This window comes from Nonomuraea sp. KM88, assembly GCF_052245635.1.
GTDB lineage: Bacteria > Actinomycetota > Actinomycetes > Streptosporangiales > Streptosporangiaceae > Nonomuraea.
Window position 1 is genome coordinate 55,181 of sequence record NZ_JBQQCC010000019.1, and the last position, 12,459, is coordinate 67,639.

At 71.9% G+C, this 12,459-nt stretch carries 14 protein-coding genes; 6 read left to right on the forward strand and 8 right to left on the reverse strand.

Features of this window, described 5'->3' with window-relative positions; genetic code table 11:
* Positions 1 to 32: 32 nt before the first annotated feature.
* From ACTWPV_RS40100 to ACTWPV_RS40110, 3 genes are read right to left on the reverse strand one after another with little or no spacing between them, the layout of a single operon-like run.
* A complete protein-coding gene (locus ACTWPV_RS40100) occupies positions 33 to 2,315 on the reverse strand; it encodes an FtsX-like permease family protein (RefSeq protein ID WP_443155778.1) in 2,283 nt (760 codons plus the stop codon).
* Entirely contained in the window at positions 2,312 to 3,022 is a 711-nt protein-coding gene (locus ACTWPV_RS40105; protein ID WP_443155779.1) for an ABC transporter ATP-binding protein, read from the reverse strand. Before ACTWPV_RS40105 ends, ACTWPV_RS40100 begins: the two co-directional genes overlap by 4 nt.
* A complete protein-coding gene (locus tag ACTWPV_RS40110) occupies positions 3,019 to 3,546 on the reverse strand; it encodes a PadR family transcriptional regulator (protein ID WP_347648769.1) in 528 nt (175 codons plus the stop codon). The genes ACTWPV_RS40105 and ACTWPV_RS40110 overlap by 4 nt, the downstream gene beginning before the upstream one ends.
* 205 nt (positions 3,547 to 3,751) lie before the next feature.
* Here ACTWPV_RS40110 and ACTWPV_RS40115 point away from each other — a divergent pair, with 205 nt between their 5' ends.
* Both ACTWPV_RS40115 and ACTWPV_RS40120 read left to right on the forward strand, forming a co-directional pair.
* Positions 3,752 to 4,267: a MauE/DoxX family redox-associated membrane protein gene (locus ACTWPV_RS40115; RefSeq protein WP_443155780.1), complete on the forward strand. Its 516-nt coding sequence runs from the start codon at positions 3,752 to 3,754 to the stop codon at positions 4,265 to 4,267.
* Positions 4,267 to 4,788: a TlpA family protein disulfide reductase gene (locus ACTWPV_RS40120; RefSeq protein WP_443155781.1), complete on the forward strand. Its 522-nt coding sequence runs from the start codon at positions 4,267 to 4,269 to the stop codon at positions 4,786 to 4,788. Before ACTWPV_RS40115 ends, ACTWPV_RS40120 begins: the two co-directional genes overlap by 1 nt.
* Positions 4,789 to 4,794: 6 nt before the next feature.
* Here ACTWPV_RS40120 and ACTWPV_RS40125 read toward each other — a convergent pair whose 3' ends face one another.
* From ACTWPV_RS40125 to metX, 5 genes are all read right to left on the reverse strand, one after another.
* Positions 4,795 to 5,553, reverse strand: a complete 759-nt coding sequence (locus ACTWPV_RS40125; RefSeq protein ID WP_443155782.1) for an AfsR/SARP family transcriptional regulator — start codon at positions 5,551 to 5,553, stop codon at positions 4,795 to 4,797.
* Positions 5,554 to 5,659: 106 nt separating this feature from the next.
* The gene (locus ACTWPV_RS40130; protein ID WP_443155783.1) at positions 5,660 to 5,827 is read right to left on the reverse strand and encodes a hypothetical protein; all 168 of its coding nucleotides are present in this window, start codon (positions 5,825 to 5,827) and stop codon (positions 5,660 to 5,662) included.
* A gap of 214 nt (positions 5,828 to 6,041) precedes the next feature.
* Complete coding sequence (locus ACTWPV_RS40135) at positions 6,042 to 6,524, reverse strand: CoA-binding protein (RefSeq protein WP_443155784.1); 483 nt, start codon at positions 6,522 to 6,524, stop codon at positions 6,042 to 6,044.
* Complete coding sequence (locus ACTWPV_RS40140) at positions 6,521 to 7,858, reverse strand: O-acetylhomoserine aminocarboxypropyltransferase/cysteine synthase family protein (protein WP_347648763.1); 1,338 nt, start codon at positions 7,856 to 7,858, stop codon at positions 6,521 to 6,523. Before ACTWPV_RS40140 ends, ACTWPV_RS40135 begins: the two co-directional genes overlap by 4 nt.
* Before the next feature lie 19 nt (positions 7,859 to 7,877).
* Positions 7,878 to 9,089 carry a homoserine O-acetyltransferase MetX gene (gene metX, locus ACTWPV_RS40145; protein ID WP_443155785.1) on the reverse strand — a complete coding sequence of 404 codons (1,212 nt, stop codon included), beginning with the start codon at positions 9,087 to 9,089 and terminating at the stop codon, positions 7,878 to 7,880.
* Positions 9,090 to 9,168: 79 nt separating this feature from the next.
* Between metX and ACTWPV_RS40150 the strand changes: the two genes are divergently transcribed.
* The 4 genes from ACTWPV_RS40150 (at position 9,169) to ACTWPV_RS40165 (ending at position 12,457) form a co-directional block, all read left to right on the forward strand.
* The gene (locus tag ACTWPV_RS40150) at positions 9,169 to 9,717 is read left to right on the forward strand and encodes an OsmC family protein (RefSeq protein WP_347648761.1); all 549 of its coding nucleotides are present in this window, start codon (positions 9,169 to 9,171) and stop codon (positions 9,715 to 9,717) included.
* A gap of 35 nt (positions 9,718 to 9,752) precedes the next feature.
* A complete protein-coding gene (locus ACTWPV_RS40155; RefSeq protein ID WP_443155863.1) occupies positions 9,753 to 10,973 on the forward strand; it encodes an NAD(P)-binding domain-containing protein in 1,221 nt (406 codons plus the stop codon).
* A gap of 151 nt (positions 10,974 to 11,124) precedes the next feature.
* Complete coding sequence (locus ACTWPV_RS40160; protein WP_443155786.1) at positions 11,125 to 11,523, forward strand: hypothetical protein; 399 nt, start codon at positions 11,125 to 11,127, stop codon at positions 11,521 to 11,523.
* Positions 11,524 to 11,698: 175 nt separating this feature from the next.
* Positions 11,699 to 12,457: a class I SAM-dependent methyltransferase gene (locus ACTWPV_RS40165; protein ID WP_443155787.1), complete on the forward strand. Its 759-nt coding sequence runs from the start codon at positions 11,699 to 11,701 to the stop codon at positions 12,455 to 12,457.
* Positions 12,458 to 12,459: the final 2 nt, after the last annotated feature.

Sequence of the window (12,459 nt, forward strand, 5' to 3'; positions counted from 1 at the left end):
TCCTGTTCGGTGCGGGCCTGTTCGGATCGGGCCTATTCGAAGCGGGCATTGTCGGGGGCGGTCACGCGCTTGAGCAGCGGCAGGCCGGCGGTGATCACCAGCAGGGCGGCCAGCAGCCCGCCGCCGAGGGTCAAGAAGTAGGCGGGCCCCGGCAACGCCGGCGGCGCGCTCTTGATGGCCAGCTGGTCGATCAGCGGCTCGGCCACGCCGAAGCCCGCGGCCGCCGCCACCAGGGCCGCCAGCACCATGGGGGCGGCGGTCTCCAGCAGCACCACCCTCGACAGCGTCCGCGTGGGCGTGCCGCACAACCGCAGCAGCGTGAACGGCTGCCTGCGCTCCACCACGCCGCCGGTGACCGCCACCAGCAGCCCGCAGCCCGCCACCAGCAGGGTCAGCGCGACGATGGCCAGCGCCACGCGTTCGGCCTGGTCGAGGAGCACCGCTCGGGCCTGGGCTACCTCGGCGAACGTCAGCGGCGCCTCGGCGCTGCCGGCGCGGGCGACGTACGGGGTGAGCAGCGTGCGGATCTCTTCGAGGACGGCCGGGTCGCCGGCGCTGATCAGCACCGCCGCCAGGGGCAGGCCGGCCAGGTCGGCGGGCGCGGCCGTGTTGGCCGGGTCGACGAGCGGCAGGTTGCGATCGACGGAGAGCATGTTGTCGCCGGTCAGCAGCCGGTTGAAGTCGGCCGCCACCGCGCGGACGCCCGGGACGCACCGGCCGAGCGCGGGGAATCGGGCCAGGGCGGCGCAGTCGACCACGTGGGCGAGCAGGAAGTCGGGCCGGCAGCCGGGGCCCGGGTCGCACGGCGGAGGGCCGCCGGGCCAGGGCGGCGTGTCGGCCCTGCGGCGGACCGGCAGGACGGTGACGCCGGGACGGGCGCGGATCTCGGCGAGCAGCTCGGACGCCGTGTCAGGCGGCAGGGGCAGGCCCGGGGCGGCCTCGGCGTACCCGAACGACACCCGCATGACGTTGTTCAGCGTGCCTCCGCCCGCCGCCTGCTGGCCCGAGACGACGGCGGGGACGATGCCGGCGACGGCCGTGCCGATGAAGACCGCCAGCACGATGCCGTTCACCGACCTGAAGGCCCCCTTGGGGTCGGCCGCCAGCCGCTGGGCCGCCAGCAGCGTCGCCGCGCCGGGCGTGACCCTGGCGACCAGCCGCGCGGCCAGCATCGTCAGCCAGGGCCCGGCCACCACGAGACCGACCATGATCAGCGCCAGGCCGACGTCGACGAGCACCGCGTCCGGTTCCCTGCCGTTCGCGAACACCGGGCCCGCGAACAGTCCCAGTCCCGCCACCAGCGGGACGATCCGCCACCATCCCGGAGCGGAGGCCCGTACCTTTCCTGCCACGCCGAGCGGCGTGATCCGCACCCGGCGCAGCGACCACAGGGCGGCGCCGGCGGCGGCGAGCGGCACGCCCGCGACCACGGCGGCGTACTGGAGCCCGGTGGGCGCGACGACGTCGGGGAAGAAGCGGGAGCCGGTGATGGCGACGCCGGCCAGGGCGGGCCGCACCGCCTGGAAGGCCGCGATGCCGGCGAGCGCGCCCAGGAGCGCGCCGAGCGCCGCGTCGACCGAGGCGATCGTGTTGATCTGGCGCGCGGTGGCGCCCGCCAGCCTGATCGCCGCGAAGCGCGCCTCGCGGCGGGCGGCGGCCAGGCGCGTGGCCGTGCCGACGAGGACGAGCAGCGGAACGATCAGGCCGACGGCGGCGATGCCGAAGCCGTGCTCGTACAGCGCCGTGGTGTCGTCGGCGGCCGGGGTGGTGGCGACGGCGTCGACGGCCACGGTGCCGGCCATGGCCGCCAGCTCGCCGGGGGTCCGGCCCACGACGACGACCAGGTCGTCAGGGCCGGACAGCGCCGCCCGCCCGATCAGCCCCGTACGGGTGCCGGGGAAGCGGTCGGCGAGTCGCTCCCGTGGCACGCTCTCCATCAGCGCGGCGAGCGCGGGCGAGACGTGATGCCGCCCCGCTCCGGGCAACTCCGGGATGCCGGGAAGGGCGGGCGCGGGTGTTCCCGCGTCGAGCACGGCGACGTCGAGGCGCTTGATCGGGCGGCCCGCGTAGGAGTCCTGGCGGTGGTTCCACAACACGGCGCCCGGGGTGGCGCCCAGCGCCCAGCCGCCCGGCGCGGAGCCGGTCGTGCACTCCCAGCACGGCCGGCCCGCGGTCACCTGGAAGGCGTTGAACAGCGCCACCGTGGACAGCAGCACCGTCACCCCCATCGCGACGGCGGCGGTGACGAGCGCCAGCCGGACGGCCGACTCGCGGCCGCCGCGCAACGACAGCCGCAGGCCCAGCCACAAGGTCATCGCACGACCTCGCCGGCGTAGGGATCGGTGACCTTGCCGTCGCGCACCACGACCTCCCGGTCGGCGCAGGCGGCGACGCGGGCGTCGTGGGTCACCACGATCACGGTCGTGCCCTCCTGGCGGGCCAGGCCGACGAGCAGCTCCATGACCCTTTCTCCGGCGAGCGAGTCGAGCGCGCCGGTGGGCTCGTCCGCGAAGATCACCTTGGGCCGCGTCACCAGCGCCCTGGCGATCGCCACGCGCTGCGCCTGCCCTCCGGACAGCTCGCCCGTACGCCGGCCGCCCAGCTCGTCGAGCTCCAGCCGCCGCAGCCAGCCGCCCGCCCGCTGGTAGGCCTGCTTGCGCCCGGCCTTGCCGAGCAGCAGCGGCAGGGCGACGTTGTCGGCCACCGTGAGCTCCGGCACCAGCCGGCCGAACTGGAAGACGAAACCGAAGGCGGTGCGGCGCAGCTCGGACCGCCTCGCGTCGCTCAGGGTGTCCAGCCGCCGCCCGTCGAACCAGACCTCGCCCTTGTCGGGGCTGAAGATCCCGGCCAGGCAGTGCAGCAGCGTGGACTTGCCGGAACCGCTCGGGCCCATGATCGCCAGGATCTCGCCCGCCGCCACGAACAGGCTCGCCTCGCGCAACGCCGGCGTCCGGCCGTACGAACGGTCGATGGAACGGGCCTCCAGCAGCGGGCCCGGCACGGGAAGGGCGTCGACGGTCATGCGGGCCGGACCGTTTCCGCCAGCGCGCCCAGCCGGGCCGCGGTCACGTCGATCCAGCGCAGGTCGGCCTCCAGATGGAACATGCCGTGATCGGCCAGCAGCGCGTCCACGAGAGCGCCGCCGCGTCTGACCTCCGACAACTCGCGCATGCGCCGCATGTGCGTGGCGCGCTGGAGGTCCAGGAAGCGCTGCGCGTCGTGGCCCAGCATCAGCGCCAGCACGACCTTCGTGAACAACACCGTCTGCAGGTACGGCTCCGCCGCCACCGGTTCGGCCAGCCACGCCGTCACCTCGTGCCTGCCTTCCGGGGTGATGGCGTAACGCTTGCGGTCGGGGCCGTCGCCGCGTTCGCTCTGGCCGGCCGTGACCTTGCCGTCCCTGGCCAGGCGGGCGAGCGTCGAATAGACCTGCCCGAAGGGGAGCGGCTTTCCCCTGCCGAAGTACGTGTCGTAGTCGCGCTTCAGGTCGTAGCCGTAGCTGGGCTCGCGGTCCAGGAGGCCCAGCAGCGCCAAGGGGACTGTCATGGCGGCGACTATACACCGGAGGTATATCCGTGGCGTATAAAGGCTCTGGCGCCTACGGTCACGACGACCGGGCGTCCGGCGTCCCTTGCCTGAGCACCGCCCCGCACCTCGGCCTGCCGATCGATACGGCGCGGGCCACGCTGCAGGGCTCGACGCCAGCGGGGCGCTAGAGACGCGCTAGACGGACCGGACACCATGTCCTGTCGTGGATCTCTTGCTCGTCGCATGCCAAGTCCTGCTCGGAGCCGTCTTCGCGGTCTCCGCGTTCACCAAGCTCCGCAGCGGCGCGGCCGTGCGGTCATTCGCGGCGTCCTTGACGATGCTGCCGGAGGCGTTCCGCCTGCCCGCCGCCGGTGCGGTGGCGGCCGGCGAGGCGGTGGCGGCGGTCCTCATGCCGATCCCCCAGGCGGGGCTGGCCCTGAGCGCGATCCTGCTCGCCGGGTTCACGCTGGTGATCATCATGTCGATCCGGAAGGGCGTACGCGCGCCGTGCCGCTGCTTCGGCCTCTCCGCGACCCCTCTCGGGCGGGTGCACCTGGTCCGTAACGCCCTGCTGCTGCTCGTGGTGGCGCTGGGCGGCACGGGCCTGATCTACTCCGGCGGGCCGCCGGCCGCCGCCGGGCTGGCGGTCGCGGTGCCCGCCGGGCTGGCGGGGGCGATCGTGCTGATCGCCTTCGACGACATCGCTGGGCTGTTCATGGAAACGTCAGGGAGTGTGTGATGCCTTATCTGGTCGCCGCGGTCGTGCTGGTCGGTCTGCTGTGCATGGTGAACCTGCTGCTGACGGTGGGCGTGATCCGCCGGCTCCGCCAGCAGAGCGGCCGGGAGGACTTCTCCGAGCCGATGACCACGGGAGGGCTCGCGCCGGGTGACAGGGTCCCGGACTTCGCCGCCACGACCACGGACGGCGAGCCGATCTCGGGTGAACTGCTCGGCGGCCCCGCCATGGTGGGCTTCTTCTCGGCGGGGTGCAAGCCGTGCAAGGACCTGCTGCCCCATTTCGTCGAGGCGGCGCGGCAGACGCCGGGCGCGGTGCTCGCCGTGGTCACCGCCGGCTCCGACGAGGACGCGGCGCCGTACGTCGAAGACCTCGCGCGGGTGGCGAGCGTCGTCACCGAGGAGCCCCAGGGCCCGATCCAGTCGGCGTTCAAGGTCGCCGGCTACCCGACCGTCTTCCTGCTCGACGCGGACGGAACGGTGGCCAGCAGCGATCACATCATCCCCACCACGGTGGGCTCGTGATCCGGCCTACTCCATGACGAGGACGCCGCCGCCCCGCAGGATCTCCTGGTGCTGGCGGCGCAGCGCGTCGGCGGGCTCGATGCCGAGCTCGGAGCCGAGGATGTCGCGCAGCCGGCGGTAGGCGGCCAGCGCCTCGGCACGCCGGCCACGGCCGGCCAGCGCCTGCAACAACATCGCCCACGCGGCCTCGCGAAAGGGATGGGCCTCGACCAGCCGTTCCAGCTCCGGGATGACGCGGTTGTGGTGGCCGAGCCGCAGTTCGGCCTCGGCGCACAACTCGCGCGCGGTCAGATGGAGCTCCTCCAGGCGGCGGCGCTCGCAGCGGACGAGCTCGACGTCGATCTCCGGCGCCACGGGGCCGCGCCAGAGCGCCAGAGCCTCCCGCAGCAGCTTGACCGCGGCTCCCGCCTCGCCTTCGGTCAGGGCGTCCGACCCTTCGGCGACGGCCGCCTCGAACACCCTGACGTCGACCGCCCGGTCCGGGACGATCAGGGTGTAGCCGTTTCCCACGGTGGCCAGGTCCACACCGTCGGCGGCGAGCGGGGACAGCGTGCGCCGCAGGCGGTACACGTACGTCTGCACACTCGCCTTCGCCGTGGCGGGCGGCTCGTCCTGCCAGAGCTCGGCCATCAGCCGGTCGATGGTGACCACCTCGCCCGGACGCAGGACGAGTACGGCGAGCACCGCCTGCTGTTTGGCGGCCCGGACCGTGACCGCCCGGCCGCCGCCATCCGCCACCGCCAGACGTCCCAGCAATGTGAACATCTCCCACCTCCGACCGGAATCCTGGCCGGAGGAGGTATGTTCCAGGTATGTCGCGGGTATGCCTGCCCGTCACGTTCGGACGGGCAGGCGCGGTGGAGGACGGCCGTCAGCAGCCGTTCTCGCTGATGATCTCGTACTTGCCGCAGCTTCCGTCACAGCAGCGGGCGCGGAGCCTGATGGGGTATATGCACTTGTAGATGTAGTAGCACTCCACGGCCGCGGCGCTCTTCTGCGGAACGACCATCGCCAGCAACCGGTCGCCGAGCCTTCCCAAGGACAGACGTCATGAGCCATTCCTTCGCTGTAGGGATTGCCTCTCCCTCCGCCCGCCGGTCGCGTGCGCTCAGCGGGCGGAGCCGACACGACGTCAAGGCTCACCCATCGCCCTAGCCCGCCGATCGCGTGCCGCTAGCGGCAGGCGATCCACCCTCGGTGGAGGACGGGCGCGGTCACCCGCCCGCGCCCGCCCGCGCCCGTCCCGGCGCCTGCTACTGCAGCCCGGCGCGAACGGACGTGATGCGCTGCGTGTTGAAGCCGAGCCAGTGCATCCGGCCCACGTAGCGCGCGTGCTCCACCTTGATGCAGCGGTCCTTGACCACCGTCACGCCGCCGTCCTCGGCGATCCGCGCGCCCTCCTCGTTGATCACGCCGAACTGGCACCACAGGGCGCCGGCGTGGATCGCCACGGCATCCCGGGCGATCCCCGGCAACGCGTCCGGTGCGCGGAAGACGTTCACGACGTCCACCGGCACGGGCACGTCCAGCAGGCTCGCGTAGCTGGTCTCCCCGAGGATCTCCTTCTCCCGGGGATTGACCGGGATCACCCGGTAGCCGTGCCGCTTGAGGTAGTAGCCGACGAAATGGCTGGCCCGCAGCTCGTTGCCCGACAGGCCCACGACCGCGATCGTCCCGGCGGTGTGGAGCACGCGCTGGATCGTCAACGGGTCCTGGTAACGCTCGAGGTCGATCATGCCGTCTTCCCCTCTTTCCCGGTGGCCGCGGCGACGCGGGCGAAGCCCTGTTCGAGATCCCAGATCAGGTCCTCGACGGACTCCGTGCCGACGGACAGGCGTACCGTTCCCGGCCTGACTCCGGCCGCCCGCAGCTCGTCGTCGCCGAGCTGGCGGTGCGTCGTGCTGGCGGGGTGGATGACCAGGCTCTTGGCGTCGCCGACGTTCGCCAGGTGGGACCAGAGCGTCAGGCCGTTGATGAGGTCCTGGCCGCCGGCCCGGCCGCCGGCGCAGTCGAACGAGAAGACCGCGCCCGCGCCGCGCGGCAGGTATTTCTCCACCAGCGGCGCGTACCTGCTCCCGGGCAGGCCGGGGTGGGTCACGCCGGAGGCCAGCTCGTGCGACTCGAGGAACGCCGCGACCGCCAGCGCGTTGTCGACGTGGCGTTCCATCCGCAACGACAACGTCTCGAGCCCCTGCAGGAACAGGAAGGCGTTCAGCGGCGCGAGCGCCCCGCCGAGATCGCGCAGGGTCTCGGCCCGCAGTTTCATGAGATAGCCGTACGTCCCGAACGTCTCGTGGAAGCGCAGGCCGTGGTAGGCGGGCGACGGATCCGCGACCACGGGGAAGCGCCCGTTGGACCAGTCGAACGTCCCCGCCTCGACGACGACGCCGCCGATGCTCGTGCCGTGGCCGCCGATGAACTTGGTCGCCGAGTGGACGACGATGTCGGCGCCCCACTCGATCGGGCGGCACAGGTAGGGGGTCGCGAACGTGTTGTCCACGATCAGCGGCAGCTCGTGCTCGTGCGCGATGGCCGCCACGGCTTCGATGTCCAGGACGTTGCCCGCGGGGTTGCCGATCGTCTCGCCGAAGAACGCCTTGGTGCCCGGGCGGACCGCCTGCCGCCAGGCGTCGAGGTCGTCGGGGTCGACCCAGGTCAGCTCCACGTTCATCTTGCGCAGCAGGTGCTTGAGCTGGTTCACCGTCCCGCCGTACAGGGCCGAGGAGGCGACGACGTGATCGCCCGGCTGCAGCAGCGTGAAGAGCGCGGCCGCCTGCGCGGCGATCCCGCTGGCGAACGCGACCGCGCCGGCGCCACCCTCGAGGTTCGCCATGCGCTCCTCGAACACCGCGACGGTCGGGTTCATGATCCGCGAGTAGGTGTTGCCGTATTCCTGCAGGTTGAAGTAGGCCGCCGCCGACTCCGGGTCCTCGAACACGTAGCTGGTGGTCTGGAAGATCGGCACGGCGCGCGCGCCCGTGTTGGGGTCGGGCCGCTGCCCGGCGTGCAGCTGCCGGGTCTCGAAGCCGAACGCGCGGGCCTGCTCTGAACGGGAGGGCTGGTCGGTCACGAAGCTCTCTTCCTTGATGTCACTCGGGCCCGCCCTGGGCCAGGAACCGCCGGATGATGGGCGTCTGCCGCGCTTCTTCCAGCAGGAAGCAGTCGTGGCCGTACGGCGCCTCGATCACATGGAACTCGACCGGCTTGCCGAGGCCGCGAAGTGCCTCGTCGATCTCGCGCGACGCGGACGGCGGGTAGAGCCAGTCGGAGCTGAACGCGATCAGCAGGGTCCGCGCCCGGACGTCCTCCAGCGCCCGCTTGAGCGATCCGCCGCCGTGCTGCCTGGCCAGGTCGAAATACGTCAGCGCTCGCGAGGTGTAGAGGTAGGTGTTGGCGTCGAAGCGCTTGACGAACGAGCCGGCCTGGTGGCGCAGGTAGCTCTCCACCTCGAACTCCGGCTCGCTGATCGTGTAGCGGACGTCGTCGGCGAACTGCAGCCGCCGGCCGAACTTCTCGCTCAGCGCGGGTGCGGACAGGTAGGTGATGTGGCCGACCATCCGCGCCACGCCCATGCCGGCTTCCGGCGCGCTGCCCGTGCCGTGGTAGCGGCCGCCCTGCCAGGCCGGGTCGCGCATGATCGCCTCACGCGCGATCGCGTTCCAGGCCACGCCCTGGGCGTGGAGCGCGTGCGTGCTGGCGATCGGGATGATGGCGTCGACCTGGTCAGGGAACCGGATGGCCCACTCCAGCGCCTGCATCCCGCCGAGCGAACCCCCGGCCACCGCCGCGAGCCGATCGATGCCCAGGGCGTCGAGCAAGGCGCGCTCGGTGCGCACCATGTCGGCGACGGTGATGACGGGGAAGTCAGGGCCGTACGCCTTGCCCGTCGCCGGATCGATCGACGACGGCCCCGTCGTCCCGCGGCAGCCGCCGAGCAGGTTGGTCGAGACGACGAAATAGCGGTCGGTGTCGAACGCCTTGCCCGGGCCGATCATCCCGTCCCACCAGCCGAGCCCCTTGCGGCTCGCGCCGTCGCGCTCCTCGGCCCCGAACCCGTCGCGCGTGCCCTCCCCTGGCGGCGCCTTCGCCAGGCCGGCCGCGTGGGCGTCGCCGCTGAGCGCGTGGCACACCAGGATGACGTTGTCGCGCCGCGGCGACAGGACGCCGTAGGTCTCGTAGGCCACGCGGACCGGGTGCAGCTCCCGCCCGCAATCGAGGCGTAGCGGCTGCGGCAGATCAAGGTATTGCGTCTCCACCGTGCCGACCGAGCCGGCAGCGAGCGTACGGACCGGCTGCGACATGGGGCTATGGTAGCCCGACACGCGGGGTGTATGGTCAAATACCTACTTGGAATACGGGAAGCATGCGAAAGGGCGTGACATGACCACGGTCGCCAACGGAGTGAACGTGCAGGCACTGCTGGACGCACGCGAGGCGCTCAAGGGCGCGCCCGAGGCCGCCCAGTTCGTCTGGCGGGCCTCCTCCAAGTGGCAGGACGGCGTGCACAGCACGACGCGGGTCCGGGAGTTCTTCGGTCTCGGGCAGGAGCAGAGCCACAAGTCGGAAGGGGTCTTCGACGCCGACCACCCCGCGGTCTTCGCGGCGGAGGACAACGGCATCACGCCGATCGAATACCTCCTCGTCGGCCTGGCGAGCTGTCTGACGGCCGGCGTGGCGTCCGTCGCCCAGAACCGCGGCATCCAGCTGCGCTCGGTCGAGGCGACGCTCGAAGGCAAGCACGACATCCGCGGGATCCTCGGCGTCGACAGCGACGTGCGCAACGGCTTCAACGACATCAAGGTGACGTTCACCATCGACGCGGACGCGTCGAAGCAGGACATCGAGGCTCTGGTGGCCCAGTCCCAGAAGCGCTCCGCCGTGTTCGACGCCCTCACGAACCCGACGGACGTCACCGTCGAAGTCGCCTGAGGAGCCGAGCCATCGAGTCCGTCACGACCATCGTCATCGGCGCGGGACACGCCGGCCTCGCCGCGAGCCACTTCCTCGATGAACGGTCGATCGACCACGTCGTGCTCGAACGCGGCGAGGTGGCGAACTCGTGGCGGCGCGAACGCTGGGACTCCTTCCGGCTGCTCACGCCCAACTGGCAGAGCCGCCTGCCGGGCCATCACTACGACGGCCCCGACCCCGACGGCTACATGACGATGGGCGAAGTGATCGCGTTCATCGAGCGCTTCGCCACGCTGTCGCGGGCTCCCGTACGGACCGGCACGACCGTCACGTCGGTACGCCGGGCCGACGGCGGCTACCACGTGACGACGGACCGCGGCGACTACCGCTGCCGGACGGTCGTGATCGCGAGCGGCGCCTGCAACCTGCCGTCCGTGCCGGGGTTCGCCGGCGCGGTTCCCGACTCCGTCGAGCAGCTGACGCCGTTCGGCTACCGCGGCCCCGACCAGCTGCCCGACGGCGGCGTGCTCGTGGTGGGAGCGTCGGCCACCGGCGTGCAGCTGGCTGCGGAGCTGCGGCGTTCCGGCCGGCCGGTGACCCTCTCCGTAGGGGAGCACGTGCGGATGCCCCGCACGTACCGCGGGCGCGACGTGCTCTGGTGGATGGACGCGTCGGGCGTGTGGGACGAGCCCTTCGATCGGATCGACGACCTCACGCGGGCCCGGCGGCTGCCCTCGCCCCAGCTCGTCGGGACCCCCGAGCGGACGACCCTCGATCTCAACGCGCTCGCCTCGATGGGGGTCGAGATCGTGGGCCGCTGGGCCGCCGTACGCGACGGCCGGGCGCTGTTCTCCGGCGGCCTGCGCAACGTGTTCTCGCTCGCGGACCTCAAGATGCGGCGCCTGCTGGACACGTTCGACGAGTGGGCGCGGACGCACGGCCGTGACGCCGAGATCGGGCCCCCTGAGGACTTCGCGGCGTCCCGCGTTCCCGAGAGGGCCCGGCTCCAGCTCGACCTGCGCAGCGGCGAGATCCGCACGATCGTGTGGGCGACGGGGTTCCGGCCCGACTACGGGTGGCTCGACGTGCCCGTGATCGACGCGAAGGGCCTGCTGCGCCACGAGGGCGGCGTGGTCGACAGCCCCGGGCTCTACGCGCTGGGGCTGCCCGTGCTGCGCCGGCGCCGGTCCACGTTCATACACGGTGTCGAGGCGGACGCCCGCGAGGTGATCGACCACCTCGCGCGGCACCTGGCCGTGCGCGGCGGCGCCTGACCGCCGGTCTCCGCGGGCGGCCGGGACGGCCCTGGATCCGGCCGTCGGCCGGATGCAACACATCCTCAACAGATCCTCAACACGAGGGGCCCCACACTTCTCCGGGATGTCCCCCTTTCACGAGGGACGAGACAGCGGAGAAGGGAACCGTATGCGTTACCTGAGCACATCCACGGCAGTGTTCGCGACCGTCGGCGCGATCGCGGGCCTGGCGTTGGTGAGCGCCCCGGCCGCCCAGGCCGCGACATCGATACCGTGCATAACGGTCTCGGCCAGCGGCCCGAACCTGGACGACGGCTGGGGTGTCATGAAGGGGTCGTACAACCTCAAGAGGAAGCCGGTCACGCGCACCTGCAACGTCAGGCGGATGCACAAGGGCCAGGTGCTCTACTTCCACTGCTGGACGAAGAACAGTTACGGCAATCTCTGGGTCTACGGGCGGGTCAAGGGCACCAGGACGTACGGGTGGATGTCCGTGGCCAACTTCCGGTCCGTCCACGGTTCCAGCTACCCGAAGTGCGACTGGAACAAGGGCAAGGACCACACGTAACACGATGAGGACGGTGGCGGCCGGGCCGCCACCGCGTGTTGCCGATCCTCCGGGTACGCCCGTCCGCCATGCCGGTCTTGCGATATGACGCGAACGCTGCATATCGTGACGATGTATCAACTCGATATATCGGACTGATGGTTCGGGGAAGTCCGACCGGCGCGCGGGAGCTGCGATGAGGCGGATCGACTACGACACCGAGCAGTACCAGGACTACGCGCGCGGCCGCGCGCTCAACGAGCAGCAGTTGCGGACCTGGATCAGCGCCTTCGCGGAGGTGCTGCCCGAGCGGCGTCCGCTGGAGGGGCTGGACGTCGGCTCGGGGACCGGTAGGTTCACCCCCGCGCTCGCGACATCGTTCGGGCCGGTCACCGGGGTCGAGCCGTCGGTCCGCATGCGCGAGACGGCGCAGGCGCGCGCCCCGCATCCCGGCGTGCGCTATCTGGCGGGCTCGGCCGAGGACATGCCGGTGCCGTCCGGCAGCGCCGACTACGCTCTCATGTTCCTGTCCTGGCACCACGTCCAGGACAAGGCGGGGGCGGTCCGGGAGCTGGCCAGGGTGCTCAGGCCCGGCGGCCGGCTGCTGCTGCGCGCGAACTTCCGCGACCACCATCCCCGGCCGTGGTGGCTGGAGCACTTCCCCCGCGGCTACGAGGTGGACGCCTCGCTGTTCCAGCCGCTGCACGAGGTCATCGCGATGTTCACGTCGGACGGCTGGCGCGTCGCCGGCTTCGGCACGGTGACCGAGCCGTCCGCGGGCACCCGCGGCGACATGCTCGAACGGCTGCGCCTGCGCACCCTGTCGTTCTTCGCCCAGCTCGCTCCCGACGATCTGGAGGCCGGCTTCCGCCGCCTGGAGGAGGCCGTCGCCGCGGATCCCGACGCGCCGGCGCCGGTCTTCGCAGAGCCGCTGCTCACGCTCGAACGGCCCTGACG